The organism is Streptomyces sp. NRRL S-455, from assembly GCF_000717875.1.
Lineage (GTDB): Bacteria > Actinomycetota > Actinomycetes > Streptomycetales > Streptomycetaceae > Streptomyces.
On the sequence record NZ_JOCT01000017.1, the window covers coordinates 78,412 to 99,997 of the forward strand.

At 70.9% G+C, this 21,586-nt stretch carries 18 protein-coding genes; 7 read left to right on the forward strand and 11 right to left on the reverse strand.

All coding sequences use genetic code 11. The annotated features are described in order from the left end of the window. Positions 1–54: 54 nt before the first annotated feature. The 6 genes from IE97_RS0122465 to IE97_RS0122490 form a co-directional block, all read right to left on the reverse strand. A complete protein-coding gene (locus IE97_RS0122465; RefSeq protein ID WP_030243486.1) occupies positions 55–1,032 on the reverse strand; it encodes an acyl-ACP desaturase in 978 nt (325 codons plus the stop codon). Positions 1,033–1,221: 189 nt separating this feature from the next. Then, positions 1,222–1,998 (reverse strand): dimethylargininase, encoded by a 777-nt coding sequence (gene ddaH / locus IE97_RS0122470; RefSeq protein ID WP_030243489.1) that lies wholly within the window; start codon positions 1,996–1,998, stop codon positions 1,222–1,224. A 188-nt stretch (positions 1,999–2,186) separates the two neighbouring features. After that, complete coding sequence (locus IE97_RS0122475) at positions 2,187–4,490, reverse strand: ATP-binding cassette domain-containing protein (protein WP_030243491.1); 2,304 nt, start codon at positions 4,488–4,490, stop codon at positions 2,187–2,189. A 10-nt stretch (positions 4,491–4,500) separates the two neighbouring features. Beyond that, entirely contained in the window at positions 4,501–6,126 is a 1,626-nt protein-coding gene (locus IE97_RS0122480; RefSeq protein ID WP_030243493.1) for an ABC-F family ATP-binding cassette domain-containing protein, read from the reverse strand. A 318-nt stretch (positions 6,127–6,444) separates the two neighbouring features. After that, complete coding sequence (locus IE97_RS0122485; RefSeq protein ID WP_030243496.1) at positions 6,445–6,861, reverse strand: SsgA family sporulation/cell division regulator; 417 nt, start codon at positions 6,859–6,861, stop codon at positions 6,445–6,447. A 301-nt stretch (positions 6,862–7,162) separates the two neighbouring features. After that, positions 7,163–8,575 carry a DUF1996 domain-containing protein gene (locus IE97_RS0122490; protein ID WP_030243498.1) on the reverse strand — a complete coding sequence of 471 codons (1,413 nt, stop codon included), beginning with the start codon at positions 8,573–8,575 and terminating at the stop codon, positions 7,163–7,165. 295 nt (positions 8,576–8,870) lie between these two features. On the opposite strand from IE97_RS0122490, the gene IE97_RS0122495 reads away from it, so the two are divergent. Both IE97_RS0122495 and IE97_RS0122500 read left to right on the forward strand, forming a co-directional pair. Next, positions 8,871–9,194, forward strand: coding sequence for a hypothetical protein (locus IE97_RS0122495; RefSeq protein WP_030243500.1), 324 nt, complete (start codon positions 8,871–8,873; stop codon positions 9,192–9,194). Positions 9,195–9,268: 74 nt separating this feature from the next. Next, positions 9,269–9,967: an endonuclease V gene (locus IE97_RS0122500; protein ID WP_030243503.1), complete on the forward strand. Its 699-nt coding sequence runs from the start codon at positions 9,269–9,271 to the stop codon at positions 9,965–9,967. On the opposite strand, the gene IE97_RS0122505 is transcribed toward IE97_RS0122500, so the two are convergent. Continuing rightward, complete coding sequence (locus IE97_RS0122505) at positions 9,952–10,149, reverse strand: hypothetical protein (protein WP_030243505.1); 198 nt, start codon at positions 10,147–10,149, stop codon at positions 9,952–9,954. The genes IE97_RS0122500 and IE97_RS0122505 overlap by 16 nt on opposite strands. Before the next feature lie 179 nt (positions 10,150–10,328). Between IE97_RS0122505 and mmpA the strand changes: the two genes are divergently transcribed. After that, positions 10,329–10,475, forward strand: a complete 147-nt coding sequence (gene mmpA, locus IE97_RS42570; protein WP_199807052.1) for a morphogenic membrane protein MmpA — start codon at positions 10,329–10,331, stop codon at positions 10,473–10,475. A gap of 13 nt (positions 10,476–10,488) precedes the next feature. On the opposite strand, the gene IE97_RS0122515 is transcribed toward mmpA, so the two are convergent. After that, positions 10,489–11,667 (reverse strand): saccharopine dehydrogenase family protein, encoded by a 1,179-nt coding sequence (locus IE97_RS0122515; RefSeq protein ID WP_030243508.1) that lies wholly within the window; start codon positions 11,665–11,667, stop codon positions 10,489–10,491. 220 nt (positions 11,668–11,887) lie between these two features. On the opposite strand from IE97_RS0122515, the gene IE97_RS0122520 reads away from it, so the two are divergent. The 3 genes from IE97_RS0122520 to IE97_RS0122530 are packed head-to-tail and all read left to right on the forward strand — an operon-like array spanning position 11,888 to position 16,474. Then, entirely contained in the window at positions 11,888–13,033 is a 1,146-nt protein-coding gene (locus IE97_RS0122520) for a CaiB/BaiF CoA transferase family protein (RefSeq protein ID WP_030243510.1), read from the forward strand. 11 nt (positions 13,034–13,044) lie between these two features. Next, entirely contained in the window at positions 13,045–14,259 is a 1,215-nt protein-coding gene (locus IE97_RS0122525) for an acetyl-CoA C-acetyltransferase (RefSeq protein ID WP_030243513.1), read from the forward strand. Between the two features lie 34 nt (positions 14,260–14,293). Further along, a complete protein-coding gene (locus tag IE97_RS0122530; protein ID WP_030243515.1) occupies positions 14,294–16,474 on the forward strand; it encodes a 3-hydroxyacyl-CoA dehydrogenase NAD-binding domain-containing protein in 2,181 nt (726 codons plus the stop codon). On the opposite strand, the gene IE97_RS0122535 is transcribed toward IE97_RS0122530, so the two are convergent. Continuing rightward, positions 16,466–17,194 carry a MerR family transcriptional regulator gene (locus IE97_RS0122535; protein ID WP_030243518.1) on the reverse strand — a complete coding sequence of 243 codons (729 nt, stop codon included), beginning with the start codon at positions 17,192–17,194 and terminating at the stop codon, positions 16,466–16,468. The genes IE97_RS0122530 and IE97_RS0122535 overlap by 9 nt on opposite strands. A gap of 219 nt (positions 17,195–17,413) precedes the next feature. Between IE97_RS0122535 and IE97_RS0122540 the strand changes: the two genes are divergently transcribed. Beyond that, positions 17,414–18,880: an amino acid permease gene (locus tag IE97_RS0122540; RefSeq protein ID WP_030243520.1), complete on the forward strand. Its 1,467-nt coding sequence runs from the start codon at positions 17,414–17,416 to the stop codon at positions 18,878–18,880. Between the two features lie 66 nt (positions 18,881–18,946). Here IE97_RS0122540 and IE97_RS0122545 read toward each other — a convergent pair whose 3' ends face one another. Beyond that, on the reverse strand, positions 18,947–19,837 hold the full coding sequence (locus tag IE97_RS0122545) for an arginase family protein (RefSeq protein WP_030243523.1): 891 nt from the start codon (positions 19,835–19,837) through the stop codon (positions 18,947–18,949). Positions 19,838–19,897: 60 nt separating this feature from the next. Beyond that, positions 19,898–21,421, reverse strand: coding sequence for a M1 family metallopeptidase (locus tag IE97_RS0122550; protein WP_030243526.1), 1,524 nt, complete (start codon positions 21,419–21,421; stop codon positions 19,898–19,900). Positions 21,422–21,586: the final 165 nt, after the last annotated feature.

The window sequence follows — 21,586 nt, forward strand, 5'->3', positions numbered from 1 at the left end:
GACCGCTCGTGGCGGTCGGGGCCTCACGGCGTCGCGCCGGGTGACGGCCTGCCGTCAGGCGCCGGCCCGGGCCGCCATGCGGGCTTTGCGGGCGGCCAGCTTCTCGTCGAACTTCGACGCCTCGGAGTCCAGGCCTCCCATGTACAGGCCGAGTTCCTCCTGTGCCTTGAGGCCCTCCGGGCCCAGGCCGTCGATCTCCATGACCTTCAGGAAGCGCAGCACGGGCTGGAGCACGTCGTCGTGGTGGATGCGCAGGTTGTAGACCTCGCCGATCGCCATCTGCGCGGCGGCCCGCTCGAAGCCGGGGATGCCGTGACCGGGCATCCGGAAGTTCACGACCACGTCCCGCACCGCCTGCATGGTCAGGTCGGGGGCGAGCTCGAAGGCCGCCTTCAGAAGGTTGCGGTAGAAGACCATGTGCAGGTTCTCGTCGGTCGCGATGCGGGCCAGCATGCGGTCGCAGACCGGGTCACCGGACTGGTGACCGGTGTTGCGGTGCGAGATGCGGGTGGCGAGCTCCTGGAAGGCGACGTAGGCGACCGAGTGCAGCATCGAGTGCCGGTTGTCCGACTCGAAGCCCTCGCTCATGTGCGCCATGCGGAACTGCTCCAGCTTGTCCGGGTCCACGGCGCGCGAGGTGAGCAGGTAGTCCCGCATCACGATGCCGTGCCGGCCCTCCTCGGCGGTCCAGCGGTGCACCCACGTGCCCCAGGCGCCGTCACGGCCGAAGAGCGAGGCGATCTCGTGGTGGTAGCTGGGCAGGTTGTCCTCGGTCAGAAGGTTGACGACGAGCGCGATACGGCCGATCTCGGTGACCTTGGAGTGCTCCTTCTCCCAGGCCTCCCCGTCCTCGAAGAGGCCGGGGAAGTTGCGCCCGTCGCTCCACGGAACGTACTCGTGCGGCATCCAGTCCTTCGCGACCTGCAGATGCCGGTTGAGTTCCTTCTCGACCACTTCCTCCAGGGCGTACAGCAGCTGAGCGTCGGTCCAGGCGCCGGCGGGGCTGCCGAGGTGGGGAGTGGTGATCGTCATGGACTCTCCAGGGGACATACGTACGAGCGATGTGCGGAAACCTACGGCATCGTAGGCTACGTCTCCGTAGGTTACGAGGCCGTAGGTTAAGAGCACTGTAAAGGCCGCTGATCAGCCGGGGCGGCCGGACATGCCCGCCGCCCCGGGGAGCCGCAGGTGGAGGGCCGGAGGGGTCGTGCCGCTCACCGGTCAGGCGTACAGCTCACGCAGCCGCACCGAGAGGCATGTCACACATCCCTCGAGCTTCTCGAACTCGCTGATGTCCACGACGACCGGTTCGTAGCCGAGGTCCGCGAACAGGTCCGCGGTCTTCGGGGCGCTCGCCGCCATCAGCAGCTTGTCGCCGCCGAGCAGCACGACATGGGCCCCGGCCTCCTCCGGCACCGGCAGGAAGCGCGCGAACAGCGACGGCGTGTCCATCTTCGGGATGTGCCCGATGACCGTCCCGTCCGGCAGCGCGGTGACCGCCGACTTCAGGTGCAGCACCTTGCTCACCGGCGCGGAGACCACCCGCGCGCCCAGCGGCTCGAACGCGGCGCGCAGCTGCCGGACGCCGGCGGCGTTGGTGCGCCCGCCGCGGCCCACGTACACGGTGTCACCGATCTTGAGCACGTCGCCGCCTTCCAGGGTGCCCGGCTCCCAGATCCAGTTCACCGAGCAGCCCAGACCGGCCACGGCCTCCTCGACCCCGGCGGTCTCGTCGCGCCGGGATTCGGCGCCCGGGCGCGTGATCAGTGCGACGTTCTTGTACATCACGACCGTGTCCTCGACGAACACCGAGTCCGGACAGTCGTCGGCCGGGTCCACCTCGATGGTTTCCCAGCCGTGCGTACGCAGGGCCTCCACGTACGCCTCCCACTGCTCGACCGCGAGCTCGGCGTCGACCCTCTCCCGCTCGATGTGTGTCACCAGCCCTTCGGCCAGACGGGGGCTGGGGCGGCGGACGAGGGCCTTCTTGCTGGGCACGAGCGTGACTCCGTATTCGGATGGGAGGTGTCTGGACTACGCCGACGGAACCTCCGGGGTCGACCGGAACCCATCGGGCGTCGGCCGACCATCATGCAGGGCGAGCCCTGGAGACGACACCCCCGGGGCAGGGGCGGAAGCGGCCGTACCCGAGCCGCCGGTCCCGCTCCCGGGGGCCGTCATGCCCGTCACACCGGTACGACGGCCTCCGGAGGGGCACCTGTCCGCCCCAGCGCCCGCCGCAGATGCTCCCCGGTGAACGAGCCCTCCGCCTCCAGCAGCTGACCCGGCGTCCCCTCGAAGACGACCCGGCCGCCGTCCCTGCCGCCGTCCGGGCCGAGGTCGATCACCCAGTCGGCCCGGGCGACGACGTCCAGGTTGTGTTCGACGACGACGACCGTGTTGCCCGCGTCGACCAGCCGGTCCAGCAGGGCGACGAGTCCGGCCACGTCCGCCATGTGCAGCCCGGTCGTCGGTTCGTCGAGCACGTAGACCGCGCCCGTCCGGTGCAGCCGCGTGGCCAGCTTGATGCGCTGGCGCTCACCGCCGGAGAGCGTGGAGAGGGGCTGCCCGAGCGTCAGGTACGTCAGCCCGACGTCCCGCAGGGCGCGCAGCCGGCGTCGTACGCCCGTGTCGTCGAAGAAGCCGAGCGCCTGCTCGGCCGTCATCTCCAGGACGTCGGCGACGGACGCGCCTCGCACGGTCATCCGCAGCACCTCCTCCTTGAAGCGCCGCCCCTCGCAGTCGTGGCAGGTCGTGGTCACCGGGTCCATGAAGGCGAGGTCGGTGTAGATGATCCCCCGGCCCTCGCAGGTGCCGCACGCCCCGCTGGAGTTGAAGCTGAAGAAGCCCGCTTCGGCCCCCGTCTCGCGGGCGAAGATCTTCCGCACCGTGTCCATGACCCCCAGGTACGTGGCCGGAGTGGACCGGCCCGAGATCCCGATCGACGACTGGTCGACCACCACGGCGTCCGGGTGCGTGGCGGTGAACTCCCCGAGCAGGGTGCTCTTCCCCGACCCCGCCACCCCGGTCACCGCCGTGAGCACCCCGGCCGGGAACCGTACGGTCACATCGCGCAGGTTGTGCCGGTCGGCGCCCTTGACCCACAGCTCGCCGGTGGCCTGCCGCACCTGTTCCTTGACCGTGGTACGGCGGCGCAGACACCGCCCGGTGAGCGTGCCGGACGCGGCCAGCTCGCGCGGCGTCCCCTCGAAGACCACCGTGCCGCCTTCCGCACCGGCCCCCGGCCCCATGTCGACGACGTGGTCGGCCAGCGCGATGACGTCCGGGTCGTGCTCGACGACCAGCACGGTGTTGCCCTTGTCGCGCAGCCGCAGCAGCAGGTCGCCGAGGCGGCCCACGTCACGCGGGTGCAGACCGACGCTCGGCTCGTCGAAGATGTACGTCATCCCGCTCAGGCTGGAGCCCAGATGCCGCACGGTCTTCAGCCGCTGCCCCTCCCCGCCGCTGAGCGTGGCCGTCTCCCGGTCCAGGCTGAGATAGCCGAGACCGATCGCCTCGATGCGCTCCAGCGCGGCCACCGCCGCCCCGGCCACGGGCCCGGCGACCGGGTCGTCGATCTCCTTCAGCACCGCGATCAGGTCGGTGACCTGCATGCGGGCGCAGTCGGCGACGGTACGGCCGTCGATCCGGGTGGCGAGCGCCGCCGCGTTCAGACGCGCCCCCCGGCAGGCCGGGCAGACGCCGTCCACCAGGAACTCCCGGACCAGGTCGCGGGTCTTCTGGCTCATGGCCGACAGGTCCCGCTTCAGGTACAGCCGCTCGAAACGGTCGGCCAGCCCCTCGTACTCGGTGGTCCAGGTGCCGCCACTGCCGTTCACCGTGACCTTGCTGCCGGGTCGGCCGCGCATCAGGAACTCGCGCTCGGCGGCGGTGAACCGCCCCACCGGCTTGTCCGGGTCCAGGTCGGCGCTGTTGGTGTACGCCTGGCCCTGCCAGGTCCCGGCGGCGAACGGCGGGAAGCGGACCGCCCCGCCGGCCAGGGAGCGGTCCGGGTCCAGGATGCGGTCCCAGTCGGGCCGCACCGTCCGGCCGAGACCGTCGCACTCGGGGCACATGCCCGACGGGTCGTTGAACGAGTAGGCCGTGGCCGGCCCGGCGCTGGGGGTGCCGTGCCGGGAGAACAGCACGCGGATCACCGAGTAGACGTCCGTCATGGTGCCGACGGTCGACCGGGAGTGGCCGCCCACCGGCCGCTGGTCGACGACGATCGCGGGGGAGAGGTCCTCAAGGCCGTCCGCGTGCGGCCGCTCGTACTTGGGCAGCCGGTTGCGGACGAACCAGGGGAACGTCTCGTTCAGCTGACGCTGCGACTCCACCGCGATCGTGTCGAAGACGACGGACGACTTCCCCGACCCCGAAACGCCGGTGAACACCGTCAGCCGGCCTTTCGGGATGCGCAGGGTCACGTCCTTGAGGTTGTTCTCACGGGCTCCGGTCAGGGTGATGACATCGTGCGTGAAGTCGGTCATGCCACCGACGCTAGGCGGGAAACCCGACAGCCTCTGACGTGATTTCCCTGAGTTCTCCCTCCTCCAGCAGCAGCCAGCGCGTGATGCCGATGGACTCCAGGAACGGCAGGTCGTGACTGGCCACGATCAGCGCCCCCTCGTACGACTCCAGGGCCGTGGTCAGCTGCCGCACGCTCGACATGTCGAGATTGTTGGTCGGCTCGTCGAGCATGAGCAGCTGCGGAGCGGGCTCGGCCAGCATCAGCGCGGCCAGCGCCGCCCGGAAGCGCTCGCCGCCGGACAGCGTCGCCGCCTTCTGGTCGGCCCGGGCGCCCCGGAACAGGAAGCGGGCCAGCCGCGCCCGGATCCGGTTGTTGGTGGCACTCGGCGCGAACCGGGCCACGTTCTCGGCGACGGTCCGCTCCCCGTCCAGGATGTCGAGCCGCTGCGGCAGGAACCGCAGCGGGACGTGCGCCGTCACCTCGCCCGACTCCGCTTCCAGCTCCCCGGTGATCGTCCGCAGCAGCGTCGTCTTGCCCGCGCCGTTGCGCCCGATCAGCGCGACCCGCTCGGGGCCGCGCAGCTCGAAGCCGCCCTCCACCCGGGCGCCGTAGCGGAGCCCGAGATCCTGGAGGGTGAGGACGGTACGCCCCGGCGGCACGGCCGTGTACGGCAGTTCGACCCGGATCTCGTCGTCGTCCCGGACCGCCTCCACCGCCCCGTCCAGCCGCTCCTTGGCCTCGGCGAGCTTCTCCTCGTGCATGATCCGGTGCTTGCCCGCGGACTCCTGCGCCGCGCGCTTGCGCGCCCCCATGACGATCTTCGGCTCGCGCTTCTGGTCCCACATCTTCTGCCCGTAGCGTTTGCGGCGGGCCAGCTTGACCTGGGCGTCGGCCAGTTCGCGTTTCTGTTTGCGGAAGTCCGCCTCGGCCACGCGCACCATGCGCTCGGCCGCCTCCTGCTCGATCGCGAGGGCCTCCTCGTAGTCGGAGTAGTTGCCGCCGTACCAGGTGATCTCCCCGGAGCGCAGGTCGGCGATCTGGTCGACGAGTTCCAGCAGTTCACGGTCGTGACTGACGACGACCATCACGCCCGGCCAGGACTGCACGGCCGCGTACAGCCGCCTGCGCGCGTACAGGTCGAGGTTGTTGGTCGGCTCGTCCAGCAGCAGCACGTCGGGCCGGCGAAGCAGCAACGCGGCCAAGCGCAGCAGGACGGACTCGCCGCCCGACACCTCGCCGACGGTGCGGTCCAACCCGACGTGGCCGAGGCCGAGTTCGCCGAGGGTGGCCAGGGCGCGCTCCTCCACGTCCCAGTCGTCGCCGACGGTCTCGAAGTGTGCCTCGGACACCTCGCCCGCCTCGATGGCGTGCAGCGCGGCCCGCTGGGCGGCGATGCCGAGTGCCTCGTCGACGCGCAGGGTGGTGTCCAGCGTGACGTTCTGCGGGAGGCAGCCGACCTCGCCGGCGACGCGGACGGTGCCGTCGGCCGGTGCGAGCTCACCGGCGATCAGCTTCAACAGGGTCGACTTTCCCGATCCGTTGACACCGACCAGGCCGGTCCGCCCCGGGCCGAAGGCGACGTCGAGGCCCTCGAAGACGGGGGTGCCGTCGGGCCAGGTGAAGGCGAGGGACGTGACGGTGACGGAAGTAGGCATGCGGGCCTCTTTCGCGGTTGCTTGCGGTCAGGGGCAAACGCGTGTCGAGACACCTGCGACCAGGGGAGAGGGCTCCATGAGTACGTCACGGGCATGAGAAAAGCCCTGTACCGGAGGACGGCTCGGACGCCGAGGTCGCACGCAGCGCACCCACCTGATGTGGGTGACACGGTGTCTCAGGACCTCAGACGAGCAACGTCCTTCTCCAATCGGCGGCAACAGGACCGGTGAAACCGTAGAAGGGTGCGCGGAGCCTGTCAACGAATTAACGGGAGACCCACCGGCCGGTCCCTCCACGGCCGGTGGGGGCCGGTCAGCTCAGCACGCGTCCCGCATCAGTTCCGCCAGGTCGTGGTCCAGGTCCAGCTGGAGATGCTCCAGTCCGACCGGCACGAGCTCGCTCGTCGCCTCCAGGAACCGGCGCACCTCGCTCGAGCGGATGTGCACGACGGCGGTGCCCTCGGGGGCGTGGAACTCCAGCACCGTGCGGTCGTACCCGTACGGCCGCACCCGTACGTCGCCGTGGCCCTCCGCGTTCTTCAGACCGGCCGCGAGCAGCTCGCGCGAGAAGGTCCAGCAGACCTCGACGCCCTCCAGCGTGGCCGGGGCGGGGAAGGTCATACGGACGGCGAACGGGTCACGCCGGTCGTAGTGCAGCGTCGCGGGAATGCTCGGCATACGCGGCGCGGCGGCGACGAGGCGGGCCTCCACGGGCTGCTCGATGACGATGGACAACGCCTTGCTCCCTTGTGACGGCTGGACGGACTTCCGGGCGTATGAGACCGGGGCACTGGAAGAGACGACGGAATGAGCCAATCCGTGCACACGAACTGCGAGTGACCTCTGTCACCGCGTTCATGCACGGGAGTGACATGACTCTCCTCGCGTGCCCTGGTACCGGTGGAAGGCGTTGTTCCGGCCGTGTGCGCCCAGTGGGCGGATGCCGACGTTGCCCAGCGCGGGGAGCAGCAGCGCGGGACTGATGTGGAGCGGGGCGGGCGCCGGCCGTACGCCGCCCGCCCCACGGTCCGTCAGGTCAGCTGCACCTGCGTCCGGTGTTGATGCACTGCACCATCTTGTTCGTCAGCCGTGCGTCGAACACGTTGATGAAGTCCCCGTGGTCGGTGACGGGCTTGTGCGCCTGCTCGGGGAAGCCGTCCAGGGCGAAGAACGGACGGGTCTTGCCGTTGTCCTTGAGGCTTGGCGCGTCCACGTCGTACACCAGGCGCTGCACCAGCTGCGGGATGGCCTTGAAGCCGCTCGGGCACCGACCGCTCGCGTCGGCGAAGGCCACGTGCGCGCGGTGGTTGGCGCTGTCCGTGTTCCGGCCGTCCCAGCAGCTCTGGAACTTGAAGGTGCGTACCACGTCTCTGCCGGACGGGCAGAGCGGGTACTTGTCCTTCAGTTGCACCTTGTTCTCGAAGCCGGTGCAGCTCCAGGAGGCGTTGGCGTTGGCCGTGCCGTTGGTGAACGCCTTGGCGTCACCGGTGATGACGCGCAGGAACTTCGGCATCGCCACCACCTTGCCGCGCGGGCTGCCCACGAAGTTCAGCGTGGCCGCCTTGGCGGTCAGGATCCGGCCGGTGTTGCCCTCGGCGCCGCCGCCCAGCTTGTCGGCGTCGAACTCCTTGGTGCCGTCGCGCAGCCGCAGCACCGGCCAGTAGTAGGTCGACTTGTCGCCCTGGTTGCGGCAACTGGTCTTGCCGGCCGCGAGGGTCTGGTCGCTGGCGAAGGCGTCGTTGGCCTGGTTGCCGACGTAGTCGTGCATGTGGTGAGCGCCGTTGGTGACGCCGGGCGCGACGATGACGTTGTCGGAGTTGTACAGCTTGTTGGCGTTGACGCCGCACTTGGTGGTGAAGACGCCGGTGGAGGCCGTGGCCGCTTTGCGGGGGGCGCGTACGTTGGGACGTACCTTGGTGATGTCCACGAAGTCGGCCGCGACGGGGCCGTTGCCGTTGCCGGCCTGACCGGCGTTGGTCTGGTTGCCGGTGGCGCGCAGCGTGCAGGCCGCCAGGGTGTCGAGTCCCTGCGGCTTGGCGGCGACCCGGCCGATGGCGATGGCGATCCGGTCGATCGCCGCCTTCCGCTTGTCCTTCAGCGGATTGATGATCGCGTTCTGGGCGAAACCGGGGTCCTGCTGGATCGCCCGCTGGGAGGAGGCCAGGCGCTGGTAGGCCTCGGCCACCTGCTTGTCGAGCAGCGCCAGTTCCTTGTCGACCTGGGCGCGGGCCCGCGCCGGGACGGCCGTCAGCTTCTGGCCCACGTCGGGACAGTCGATGGTGGAGGAGGCAGCCTTGGCCTGGTTCTGGGCTGCGCCCGGCGCGCCGGTCTCGTCGGCCGAGGCGTAGATGTTGGCCGCGACCAGTCCGCCGGCTCCCACGGCCAGCGCGGCCACCGCGCCCACCACCCGGCGGGCGGTTTTCGATCTCTTCCGCGTGTTGCGTCTCATCAGGCCTCTCAGAGCATCTTGCGGAGCCGCTGGGGGCTTCCCGCACGGGAACCTCTCTGGGATACGGATGCGGGCACGGAATGTTCACCAGATGCGCGGATTCATGGATTTCTCTTGACCGCGACCGCTGCGGTGACATGCGCGGCGCCCCTGGCCGCACTGACCGCGCGGCACGGATGCTGGGCCGCCGGCGAGCAGGGGCGGGTGGCCCGCCTGGAGCAGTGAGCGAGCGGTACGCGGTGATGGTCGGCAGTGTGGGTACTCGTTCACCGAATGTGAAAGGGAGTGAGCGAGAATGCCACGCGGTTCGAGCCCCAAGCGGGAGCGCCAGTACGAGCACATCAAGGAGAGTGCGAAGGACCGGGGCGAGAGCACCGGCCGCGCCAAGGAGATCGCCGCGCGGACGGTGAACAAGGAACGCGCCCGCTCCGGCGAGTCGAAGACGGCCAGCCGCACCTCCACGAAGGACATGTCGTCCGGCAAGCGCGGCGGGCAGCGGTCGGGGCAGGGCTCCCAGGGCCCCACCTACGACCAGCTGTACCAGGAGGCCAAGCGCAAGGGCGTCGAGGGCCGTTCCAACATGAACAAGAGCCAGCTGCAGCGCGCACTGGGCAAGTAAGGCGCACACCCTCCGAGGCCGGCGGGGCTCTCTGGTCCCGTCGGCCTTCGCACGGCCCGTAGGCTCAGGCCACCATGACGACGACCGTACCCATCCCCGCCGGCTGGCCCGTGACCGAGGAACAGGCCCGTGCCGTCCAGGACGAACTGCGTGAGCGCGTGATCCTCGACGAACCGGGGCCGCCGCCCGGAACCGGCCATGTGACAGGCGTCGACGTCGCGTACGACGACGAACGGGACGTGGTCGCCGCGGCGGCGGTCGTCCTGGACGCGTCGAGTCTCGCCGTCGTCTCCGAGGCCACGGCGGTGGGCCGGGTCGCGTTCCCCTACGTACCCGGACTGCTCGCCTTCCGCGAGCTCCCCACGGTCCTCGCCGCCCTCGACGCCCTGCCGTGCCCGCCCGGCCTGGTGGTCTGCGACGGCTACGGCCGCGCCCACCCCCGCCGCTTCGGCCTCGCCAGCCACCTCGGCGTCCTGACGGGCCTGCCCACGATCGGCGTCGCGAAGAACCCGTTCACCTTCACCCACGACGACCCGGCCGCCCCGCGCGGCAGCACGTCGCCGCTGCTCGCCGGCACCGAGGAGGTCGGCCGTGCCCTGCGCACACGCGACGGCGTCAAGCCGGTCTTCGTCTCGGTAGGCCACCGCGTGACCCTGCCCGGCGCCTGCGCCCACACCCTGGCGCTCACCCCCGAGTACCGCCTCCCGGAGACCACGCGCCGGGCGGACGCGCTCTGCCGAGAGGCGCTCCGGCAGGCCTACTCCTCCGACTGATCGGCCACGCGCCAGCGCCCCACCTCGCGGTACTCCGAGTCGTAGACGACCGAACCGTCACCCGGCCGGAGCGCGTAGTGGTGCAGATTGCCGCCCCAGTACCTGAGGATCCGGCCCAGCTCGCCCGCCGGATCGTTCGCCAACGCCGTGTCGTCCATGGTGACTTCGAGAAGGAACTTCATGCCTTCAATGGTTCCATTGAAGTCCTTGTTGGCACTTTTGAAGCCATGGGCAGCATCGGAGGGCGAAAGGTCTCAAACGGGGGAGGAGCCCGCACGGGCCGGGGCGGCGCGATCTGAGTACCGGCTCTGAGTATCCGTACGGATGCCCGGCCCCCACCCCCGTCGGCAGGCTGGGGCGCATGACGACGCACCGCGCACCCAAGCCTGTCGCCCACCCGACCCAGACCGTCGAGCGGGCCGTCACCATAGGGCTGATCCTCGCCGTCCTGGCGGGGCTCGGCTGGATCGCCGGGATGATCTACACCCTCGCCGAGTGGCCGCTCTAGGCCGGAAGCGGCCTCAGCGCGTGGACGCGACGCGGAAGCGGATGCCCGCCGCGCGCAGCCGGTCGATCAGCGCGTCCCCCATGGCCACCGCCGTGGTGACCTGACCCGCTGTCTTCGGGAGATCGTCGAAGGCGAGGCACAGTGCCGACTCGGCGAGCATCTTGGCCGTCTCGTCGTAACCGGGGTCGCCGCCGGAGACCTCCGTGAACACCCGCCGGCCACCGCCCTCGCCCACGAAGCGCAGGGAGAACCAGCTCCTCGCCCGCTTCTCGGGGCTCGGCCCGTCCCCGGGCCTGAGGCGGTCGGACAACCAGCGTCGCGCGGACGGCAGCTGGGCCGCGGCGACCACGGCGCCGACGGCCGCGACCCCGCCCGCCGCGACGGGCAGGCGCCGGACGGCCGCGTACTGCCGGTAGCGGAAGTCGGGCCCGTACCGGTCGAGCGCCGACGCCGACCGCCGCACGATCTGCGGGTCGATGGTCGGCATCGGCAGCGCCCACGCGCCGACCTCCTTGGCGAACCGCGGCGCACCCGTCGGCGCCGAAGCCCGCCGGCCGACCAGCCGCGGCTCGTGCCGCCGCCGGTCCCGCGCGGCCGCCGCCATCTCCCGCTGCCGCGCGAACTGGTTCAGGGCCGAGCCGAAGGTGCCGCCGGAGAAGGCCGCGTCGGCGGTGACGAAGCCGTCCACGGTCAGCGGCACGCCCTCCGGCAGCTGCTGCACGGTGAAGTACACACCGAGGTCGTGCGGGATCGAGTCGAACCCGGCGGCGTGCACCAGCCGTGCCCCGGTCTCCCGCGCGCGTGCGTCGTGCCGCACGTACATCAGGTCCACGAACTCCGGCTCGCCCGAGAGGTCGAGGTAGTCGGTCCCGGCGTCCGCGCAGGCGGCCACGAGTTCCTCGCCGTACGTCAGGTAGGGGCCGACCGTCGTGGCCACCACGCGCGCACTCTCGGCGAGCGTGCGCACCGAGGCCGGGTCGGAGACGTCCGCCCGCAGCACCCCCACCTCCGCGCCGCCGGGCAGCCGGTCCCGCAGCCGCTCCAGCTTCTCGGCGCTGCGGCCCGCGATCGCCCAGCGCAGCCCCTCGGGCGCGTGGCCGGCCAGATACTCCGCGGTGAGCGTCCCGGCGAAACTGGTGGCTCCGAAGAGCACGATGTCGTACGGACGGTCCGTCCTGCTTTGCCTGCTCATGACACCCCTCGGTCGTGCAGCCCGTGCCGCTGTCGGTGGCCGAGGCTAGCGTGAGAGGTGCGCAGCCCGACGACGAGCCCGGAGGAACGACGGTACTGGACGGGGTCCGACCCCGTCCGGCAGATTGCTAAGCGCTTGCTCGTTCAGGTCTTGTGCCGAGTGGAACGTGTTCTTAGCATCACTGGTGTTACATCACTTGTGTCACGGCACTGGGGGTTCGATGACCACGGCAACGACGCCGGCGTACGGACCGCTCACCGGGGTGCGGGTCGTCGAGCTGGCCGGGATCGGGCCCGGCCCGTTCGCCGCCATGCTGCTCGCCGACCTCGGGGCCGACGTCGTGCGGGTGGACCGTCCGGGCGGGCCCGGGCTGGCGATCGACCCGGCGTACGACGTCACCAACCGCAACAAGCGCTCGGTGGTCGTCGACCTGAAGTCCCCGGACGGCCCCGACCGGGTGCTCGACCTGGCCGCACACGCCGACATCCTCGTCGAGGGCTACCGCCCCGGCGTCGCCGAGCGCCTCGGCGTCGGCCCCGAGGCCTGCCACGCCCGCAACCCGCGGCTCGTCTACGGCCGGATGACCGGCTGGGGCCAGGACGGGCCGCTCGCCCAGCGCGCCGGGCACGACATCGCCTACATCGCCCCCACCGGCACCCTCGGCATGATCGGCCGCCCGGACCAGCCGCCGGCGGTTCCCGCCAACCTGCTCGGCGACTACGCGGGCGGCTCCCTCTACCTCGTCGTGGGCGTCCTCGCCGCCCTGCACCACGCGCGGGCGACGGGCACCGGCCAGGTCGTCGACGCCGCCATCGTCGACGGCACCGCCCACCTCGCCACGATGATCCACGGCATGCTCGCCGCCGGCGGCTGGCAGGACCGGCGCGGCGCGAACCTCCTGGACGGCGGCTGCCCGTACTACGGGACGTACGAGACCGCCGACGGCGGGCACATGGCCGTCGGCGCGCTGGAGCCGCGGTTCTACACGGAGTTCCTCGCCCTCCTCGGCATCCAGGGCCAGGCCACGGCCCGCAAGGATGTCACCCGTTGGGGTGAACTACGGGAACAGGTCGCGGCCCGCTTCAAGACCCGTACGCGGGACGAGTGGACGGCCGTCTTCGAGGGTTCCGACGCCTGCGTGGCGCCCGTGCTGTCCCTGCGCGAGGCCCCGCACCACCCGCACCTGGCGGCCCGCGGCACCTTCACCGACCACGGCGGCATCACCCAGCCCGCCCCGGCCCCCCGTTTCTCCGCGACCCCGACCTCCGTCCGCACCGGCCCGGCCCTCCCGGGCGCCGACACTGCGGAGGTCGCCCGGGACTGGGACGTCCCCGGGCTTTTCCCGTCGTCCCGACACCCTCAGTGAAAGGCCTCCTCGTGAGCACCGAAGCGTACGTGTACGACGCGATCCGCACTCCGCGCGGACGCGGCAAGGCCGGCGGCGCCCTGCACGGCACCAAGCCCATCGACCTGGTCGTCGGCCTCATCCACGAGATCCGCGCCCGCTTCCCCGGTCTGGACCCGGCCGCCGTCGACGACATCGTGCTCGGTGTCGTCGGCCCGGTCGGCGACCAGGGTTCCGACATCGCCCGGATCGCCGCCATCGCCGCGGGACTGCCCGACACGGTCGCCGGTGTGCAGGAGAACCGCTTCTGTGCCTCGGGCCTGGAGGCCGTGAACCTGGCGGCCGCCAAGGTGCGTTCCGGCTGGGAGGACCTCGTCCTCGCGGGCGGCGTCGAGTCGATGTCCCGGGTGCCGATGGCCTCCGACGGTGGCGCCTGGTTCAACGACCCGATGACCAACCTCCAGGTGAATTTCGTGCCGCAGGGCATCGGCGCCGACCTCATCGCCACCATCGAGGGATTCTCGCGGCGTGACGTCGACGAATACGCGGCCCTCTCCCAGGAGCGGGCCGCCACCGCCTGGAAGGAGGGGCGCTTCGAGAGGTCCGTCGTGCCGGTGAAGGACCGCAGCGGCCTCGTCGTCCTCGACCACGACGAGCACATGCGCCCCGGTACCACCGCCGACTCCCTCGCGAAGCTGAAGCCGTCCTTCGCGGACATCGGTGAACTCGGCGGCTTCGACGCGGTGGCGCTCCAGCAGTACCACTGGGTGGAGAAGATCGACCACGTCCACCACGCGGGCAACTCCTCCGGCATCGTGGACGGTGCCTCGCTCACCGCGATCGGATCCAAGGAGGTCGGCGAGCGCTACGGCCTCACGCCCCGCGCGCGGATCGTCTCCGCCGCCGTGTCCGGCTCCGAACCCACCATCATGCTCACCGGCCCCGCCCCCGCCACCCGCAAAGCACTCGCCAAGGCCGGGCTCACCATCGACGACATCGACCTGGTCGAGATCAACGAGGCGTTCGCGGCGGTGGTGCTGCGCTTCGTGAAGGACATGGGCCTGTCCCTGGACAAGGTCAACGTCAACGGCGGCGCGATCGCGCTCGGCCACCCCCTCGGCGCCACCGGCGCCATGATCCTCGGCACCCTCGTCGACGAACTCGAGCGCCAGGACAAGCGCTACGGCCTCGCCACGCTGTGCGTCGGCGGCGGCATGGGCGTCGCCACCATCGTCGAGCGCATCTGACCCCCTCCCGACGGATCACACGGAGCACCTCCACATGAGCACTGAGCCCACCACCATCCGCTGGGAACAGGACCGCACCGGCCTCGTCACCCTCGTCATCGACGACCCGAACCAGTCCGCGAACACCATGAACCAGGCGTTCCGCGACTCGCTCGCCGCTGTCACCGACCGCCTGGAGGCCGAGAAGGACTCCATCCGGGGCGTCATCATCACCTCCGCCAAGAAGACCTTCTTCGCCGGCGGCGACCTGCGCGACCTCATCCGGGTCACGCCCGAGACGGCCCAGGAGGTCTTCGACGGCGGCATGGCGGTCAAGCGGAACCTGCGCCGCATCGAGACCCTGGGCAAACCCGTCGTCGCCGCTCTCAACGGCGCTGCCCTGGGCGGCGGTTACGAGATCGCCCTGGCCTGCCACCACCGCGTCGCCCTCGACGCACCAGGCTCGAAGATCGGCTGCCCCGAGGTCACCCTCGGCCTGCTCCCCGGAGGCGGCGGCGTCGTCCGCACCGTCCGCCTGCTGGGCATCGCCGACGCCCTGCTGAAGGTGCTCCTCCAGGGCACCCAGTACAGCCCCCGCCGCGCCCTGGAGAACGGCCTCGTCGACGAGGTGGCCGACAGCCGGGAGGACATGCTCGCCAAGGCCCGGGCCTTCATCGACGCCAACCCCGAATCCCAGCAGCCCTGGGACAGGCCGGGCTACCGGATCCCGGGCGGCACGCCGGCCAACCCCAAGTTCGCCGCGAACCTGCCCGCCTTCCCGGCCACCCTGCGCAAGCAGACCGGCGGGGCCCCCTACCCGGCACCGCGCAACATCCTCGCCGCGGCCGTCGAGGGCTCCCAGGTCGACTTCGAGACCGCCCAGGTCATCGAGGCCCGCTACTTCGTGGAGCTGGCGGCCGGACAGACGTCGAAGAACATGATCCAGGCCTTCTTCTTCGACCTGCAGGCCGTCAACTCGGGCGCGAACCGCCCCCAGGGCATCGAGCCGCGCAAGGTCCGCAAGGTCGCCGTCCTCGGTGCCGGGATGATGGGCGCGGGCATCGCCTACTCCTGTGCCCGCGCCGGCATCGAGGTCGTCCTGAAGGACGTCTCCCTGGAAGCGGCCGTCAAGGGCAAGGGCTACTCCGAGAAGCTGTGCGCCAAGGCCGTCGCCAAGGGCCGTACGACCCGTGAGAAGGCCGACGCGCTGCTCGCGCGCATCACCCCCACCGCCGAGGCGCGGGACCTGGCGGGCTGCGACGCCGTCATCGAGGCCGTCTTCGAGGACACGTCCCTCAAGCACAAGGTGTTCCAGGAGATCCAGAACGTCGTCGCGCCCGACGCGCTGCTCTGCTCCAACACCTCCACCCTCCCCATCACCGCCCTCGCCGAGGGAGTGGAGCGCCAGACCGACTTCATCGGCCTGCACTTCTTCTCGCCGGTCGACAAGATGCCGCTGGTCGAGATCATCAAGGGCGAGCGCACGGGCGAGGAGGCACTGGCCCGGGCCTTCGACCTGGTCCGGCAGATCAACAAGACCCCGATCGTCGTCAACGACTCGCGCGGCTTCTTCACCTCGCGGGTCATCGGCCACTTCATCAACGAGGGCGTCGCCATGGTCGGCGAGGGCATCGAGCCCGCGTCGGTCGAACAGGCCGCCGCCCAGGCCGGTTACCCGGCCAAGGTGCTGTCCCTGATGGACGAACTGACGCTGACCCTGCCCCGCAAGATCCGGGGAGAGACGAAGCGGGCCGTGGAGGAGGCGGGCGGCACCTGGGTCGCGCATCCCGCCGAGGCCGTCATCGACCGCATGGTCGACGAGTTCGGCCGCACCGGCCGCAGCGGCGGCGCCGGCTTCTACGACTACGGCGAGGACGGCAAGCGCACCGGCCTCTGGCCCGGACTGCGCGAGCACTTCACCAGGGCCGGCCACCGGATCCCCTTCGAGGACATGCGGGAACGCATGCTGTTCTCCGAGGCGCTGGACACCGTCCGGCTGCTGGAGGAGGGCGTGCTGACCTCCGTCGCCGACGCCAACATCGGCTCGATCTTCGGCATCGGCTTCCCGGGCTGGACGGGCGGCGTGCTGCAGTACATCAACGGCTACGAGGGCGGTCTGCCCGGATTCGTGGCCCGCGCGCGGGAACTCGCCGAGCGCTACGGGGAGCGGTTCACGCCGCCCGCCCTGCTGGTGGAGAAGGCCGAGCGGGGGGAGCGGTTCAGCGACTCAGCCTGACTGCCGCGAAGGCCGGGTCTCCCGTGGGGACTCGGCCGGCCACTCGCCCAGTTCTTCCTTCAGCGACCGCTGAAAGGCCGTGAGGAGCGCCTGCACCACCAGCGGGTGCATGTGCGCGGACAGGGACCGCACGTCCCGCGCGTCCCGCTCCGCCACCTCGCCGCGGAAGAGCTGGGAGAGTTCACGGGCCGCGGCGCGCGAGTGTTCGAGGAGAACCTTGCGCGCCGCGAAGATCGCCTCCGGCGAGAGCGGCACGTCCAGCAGCCCGGCGCCGAGCCGGAGCAGCCCGAGGTCGGCCTCGAACTCGCCGTCCCCGGACCGGACCACGCCCATCGCGACGAGCCGCTCGACATCCTCGTCGGCGAGTGCGCGCCCCGCCCGTCGCTCCAGTTCCTCCCGCGTGACCCTCTTGACGGTCTCCGGCGCCCAGGACGCCACCACGGCCCGGTGAATGGCCAGATCGTGCGCGCTCAGGTCCGGCGGCAGCTGCCGCAGATAGCGTTCGATGCCCGCCAGCGTCATGCCCTGGTGCTGCAACTCCTCGATCAGCGCCAGCCGGGCCAGGTGCTCCCGCCCGTACCGCCCCACGCGCCGGGGACCGAGCACCGGCGGCGGCAGCAGCCCCTTCGTGCCGTAGAAGCGGACCGTGCGCACCGTGACACCGGCCCGGGCGGCCAGTTCGTCGATCGTGAGGGTCGGCTCCTCGGTGTCGGTCGTCATGTGCAGCAGTATCGCTGTCTCACCAGCGCTGTGAAACCTCCGGCGACCAAGGTGACGGCAGTGTGAGAAGCAGCGCTCTGTGACGTAAGCCACCGCGTGAGCCGGGTTCCGCGGGGGAAGGCGGCCCCTTGGTCTGTGCCTTTACCGGGGCACAGACCTCATGTACGTCCGGACAGCCGAGCGCGACCCGCTCGGGCGCACCAGAGAGTGGATCCACCCGTGAGCAAGGACGCCGTGAACACGGCAGCAGCCGCATCCCCCAGCGACGCGGCCCAGGTGCCCGCGGACGCGGGCGACGCCGGCTACAGCAAGGACCTCAAGGCACGCCACGTCAACATGATCGCCATCGGCGGCGCGATCGGAACCGGACTCTTCCTGGGTGCCGGCGGCCGCCTCCACGACGCGGGCCCGGCGCTGGCGATCGCCTACCTGGTGTGCGGCGTCTTCGCCTTCTTCGTCGTGAAGGCCCTCGGCGAACTCGTGCTCTACCGCCCCTCCTCGGGCTCCTTCGTGTCGTACGCGCGTGAGTTCCTCGGTGAGAAGGGCGCCTACGTCGCCGGCTGGATGTACTTCCTGAACTGGTCGACCACCGGCATCGCCGACATCACCGCGATCGCGCTCTACACGCACTACTGGAGTCTGTTCACCGACATCCCGCAGTGGGTGCTGGCGCTGGCCGCCCTCGCGGTCGTGCTGGCCGTCAACCTCATCTCGGTGAAGATCTTCGGCGAGATGGAGTTCTGGTTCTCGATCATCAAGGTCGCGACGCTCGTCGGCTTCATGCTCATCGGTATCTTCCTGCTCGCCACGCAGTCCGAGGTGGGCGGGCAGACCCCGGGCCTGAGCGTGATCACCGACCACGGCGGCGTCTTCCCGCACGGCATGATGCCCGTCGTCCTGGTCATGCAGGGCGTGATCTTCGCGTATGCCGCGCTGGAGCTGGTCGGAGTCGCCGCGGGCGAGACCGCCGAGCCGGAGAAGGTCGTCCCGCGCGCGGTGAACTCGATCATGTGGCGGGTCGGCCTCTTCTACGTCGGTTCGGTCGTTCTCCTGGCCCTGCTCCTGCCCGGCTCCGTCTACTCCGCCGACCAGAGCCCCTTCGTCACGGTCCTGTCGAAGATCGGCGTCCCGGCGGCGGGCGACGTGATGAACCTGGTGGTCCTGACCGCCGCGATGTCCTCGCTGAACTCGGGCCTGTACTCCACGGGCCGTATCCTGCGCTCCATGGCGATGGCCGGCTCGGCGCCCAAGTTCACCGCCCTCATGAACCGCAGCCAGGTCCCCTACGGCGGCATCCTGCTCACCTGCGCGGTGTGCGTGCTCGGCGTCGGACTGAACTTCCTCGTGCCGGCCCAGGCCTTCGAGATCGTGCTGAACGTGGCCTCGCTCGGCGTCATCAGCACCTGGGTGATCATCATGATCTGCCACCTGGTCTTCGTCCGTCGCGCCAAGGCGGGCCTGGTCGCCCGGCCGTCCTTCCGCCTCCCGGGCAGCCCGGTCACGGAGATCACCACGATCGCCTTCCTGCTGGCCTGCCTCGGCATGATGTGGAACGACCCCGAGGTCGGCCGCAGGACCCTGCTGCTCGTCCCGCTGATCGCGGCCATGCTGGTCGCGGGCTGGTTCGGCGTCCGCCGCCGGGTCTCGCAGACGGCCGACCAGGAGCTGTCGCGGCTCACGAAGTAGCGGGCACCCGGCGCGGCGGGGGATACCGGTGACGATGTACGACCACGGGGACCGACGGTGCCCGGCTCAGCCCCGGCCATCCGTGTCGAAGGCTCGCACCAGACAGTCGCTGAGACGCTCCGCGATCGTCCCGTCGGGATCCAGCCGGGGATTGAAGATCGTGACGTCGAAGCCGACGGCTCCGCGGCCGGACAGGGCCGTGCGCAGGATCGTCTCCAGCTCCTGCCAGGACAGCCCGTCCGGCTGCCGGTAGTCGACGGCGGGCATGACCGCGTCGTCCAGCACGTCGGCGTCGAGGTGCACCCAGTACCCGGCGCCCCTCAGCACCCCGACCGCGCGCCGGGCCGCTTCATCCGCCCCCAGGGCCCGCACGGTGTCCAGCTCCAGCGCGTGCAACGCCGGCGGCAGTGGCTGCATGCCGTACCCCGCCGACTCCTCCGCGTCCCGGAATCCCAGGGCGACGACGTCCTCGTCCCGCACGAGGGGGGCCCGGCCCTCCAGGTCGGCCAGTACACGCGGGCCGCGCCCGGTGGCCAGGGCGAGTTCCATGGAGGCCGCCTCGCCGGCCGGTTCCGCCGACGGCTGGTAGAAGTCGGTGTGCCCGTCGAGGAACAGCAGACCGTGCCGGCCCCGGCGGCGCAGGGCGAGCAGGTCGCCGAGCAGCACGCTGCAGTCGCCGCCCAGCACCACCGGGAAACGGCCCTCGTCGAGGACGCCGCCCACCGCGTCGGCCAGGGCGGCGGAGTACGCGGCGATGCCGTTGGGGTTGAGGACCCCGGTGTCCGGGTCCCGCACGGGGTCGTAGGCGGGCGGCTCGACGCGGCCGGCCCGTACCGCGCCCAGCCCTTCGGCCAGCCCGGCACCGAGCAGCGCCTCCGGGAGCTGCTCGACGCCGGTGGGGCGTAGCCCCAGGATGGACGGTGCCTCGATGGTCGCCATGTTCCGTATGCCCGGCATGCACCCAAGCTAGAACGAGGGGCTGGAAGGCGCTCGGCGTGGGTGCCGGCGCCGGGCGCGTCAGTGCACGTGCCCCCCGTTCCCGCGCTCCGCGTGCGCGTGCACGCCGTTCGTCGCCGCGATCTTCTTCCACGACTTCGGCCGCGTCACCGGGCCGCCGGCCTGCGCGACGGACGCCGTCCGGGCCGCCGATGCCGTCGGCTTGGACGGCTGGAACAGCCATGTGTCGAACAGCGCGGCCAGGGGCTTGCCGGAGACCTCCTCGGCGTACCGCCGGAAGTCGGCGACCGACGCGTTGCCGTGGGCGTACTTGCGCGGCCAGCCCTTGAGGATCGCGAAGAACGCCTCGTCACCGATCGCGTTGCGCAGCGCCTGCACGGCCAGCGCGCCCCGGTCGTAGACCGCCGTGTCGAACTGGTTGTCAGGGCCCGGGTCGCCGGGCTTCACCGTCCAGAACGGGTCGTCCGCCGGATGCGAGGCGTACACGTGGTCGGCGAGTTCCTGCGCCGTGCCCTCGCCCTCGTGCTCGGACCACAGCCACTGCGCGTACCGGGCGAATCCCTCGTTGATCCAGATGTCCTTCCAGCGCTTGAGGGACACCAGGTCCCCGTACCACTGGTGCGCCAGCTCGTGGACGACGACGGACACGTTCGACCCGTTCGCGAACTGGCGCGGGCTGTAGAACGGCCGGGTCTGGGTCTCCAGGGCGTACCCGGTGGTCGTGTTCGGCACGTATCCGCCGAGCGCGTTGTAGGGGTACGGGCCGAAGTACCCGGTCAGCCAGTCAGCGATCTCCCCGGTCCGCTCGAGGCTCGCGCGGGCCGAGCCGGCGTTCGCGCCCAGGTCCTCGCTGTACGCGTTGAGGACCGGGATACCGCTCTCGGTCGTGCCGGTGGTGATGTCGAACTTCCCGACCGCGAGGGTGGCGAGATACGTGGCCTGCGGCTTGTCGGAGCGCCAGTTCCAGCGGGTCCAGCCGAGTCGCGAACTCGTCGACTGCAGCGTGCCGTTGGAGATGGCCTGCGTGCCGTCCGGGACCAGCACCGACACGTCGTAGGTGGCCTTGTCGAGGGGGTGGTCGTTGCTCGGGAACCACCACGCCGCCGCCTCGGGCTCGTTCGCCGCGACTCCGCCGTCCGGGGTGCGGTGCCAGCTGGTGAAGCCGTACGCCTGTTTCGACGACGGAACCCCGCGGTAGCGCACGACCACCGTGACGGGCGTGCCCTTGGCCAGCGGGGTCTTCGGTGTGATCTCCAGCTCGTGCTCAGCCGACGCCCGGAACGAGGCCTTGGCGCCGTTGACGCGGACCTCCCCGACGTCCAGCAGGAAGTCCAGGTTGAACCGCGACAGATCCTGCGTGGTCCGGGCCACGAGGGTCGCCGTGCCCTCGAGTTCGTCCGTGGCCGGCTGGTACTTCAGTCGGAGGTCGTAGTGGGAGACGTCGTATCCGCCGTTGCCGTATGCCGGGTAGTAGGGGTCGCCGATGCCCGGCGCGCCGGGGGAGTGGGACGCGGCCGATGCCGGGATCGCCAGCAGGAGAACGGCCGTCGTCAGGGCTCCCGGCGCGATGATTCTGCGGTGCACGCAAGCTCCAAGTCGTAGGGTCCCGAAGTCTTCCCGAAGCCTATTGACCCCGGTGCCTCTGGTCATGTCCATGGACACCGCTGTCACACGATCGCCATTCGGCCGACATGGACCCCTGTCTTCCGGCGGTCACCCCGGACACGCCGGTCCGTCAGGTGCCCTCTT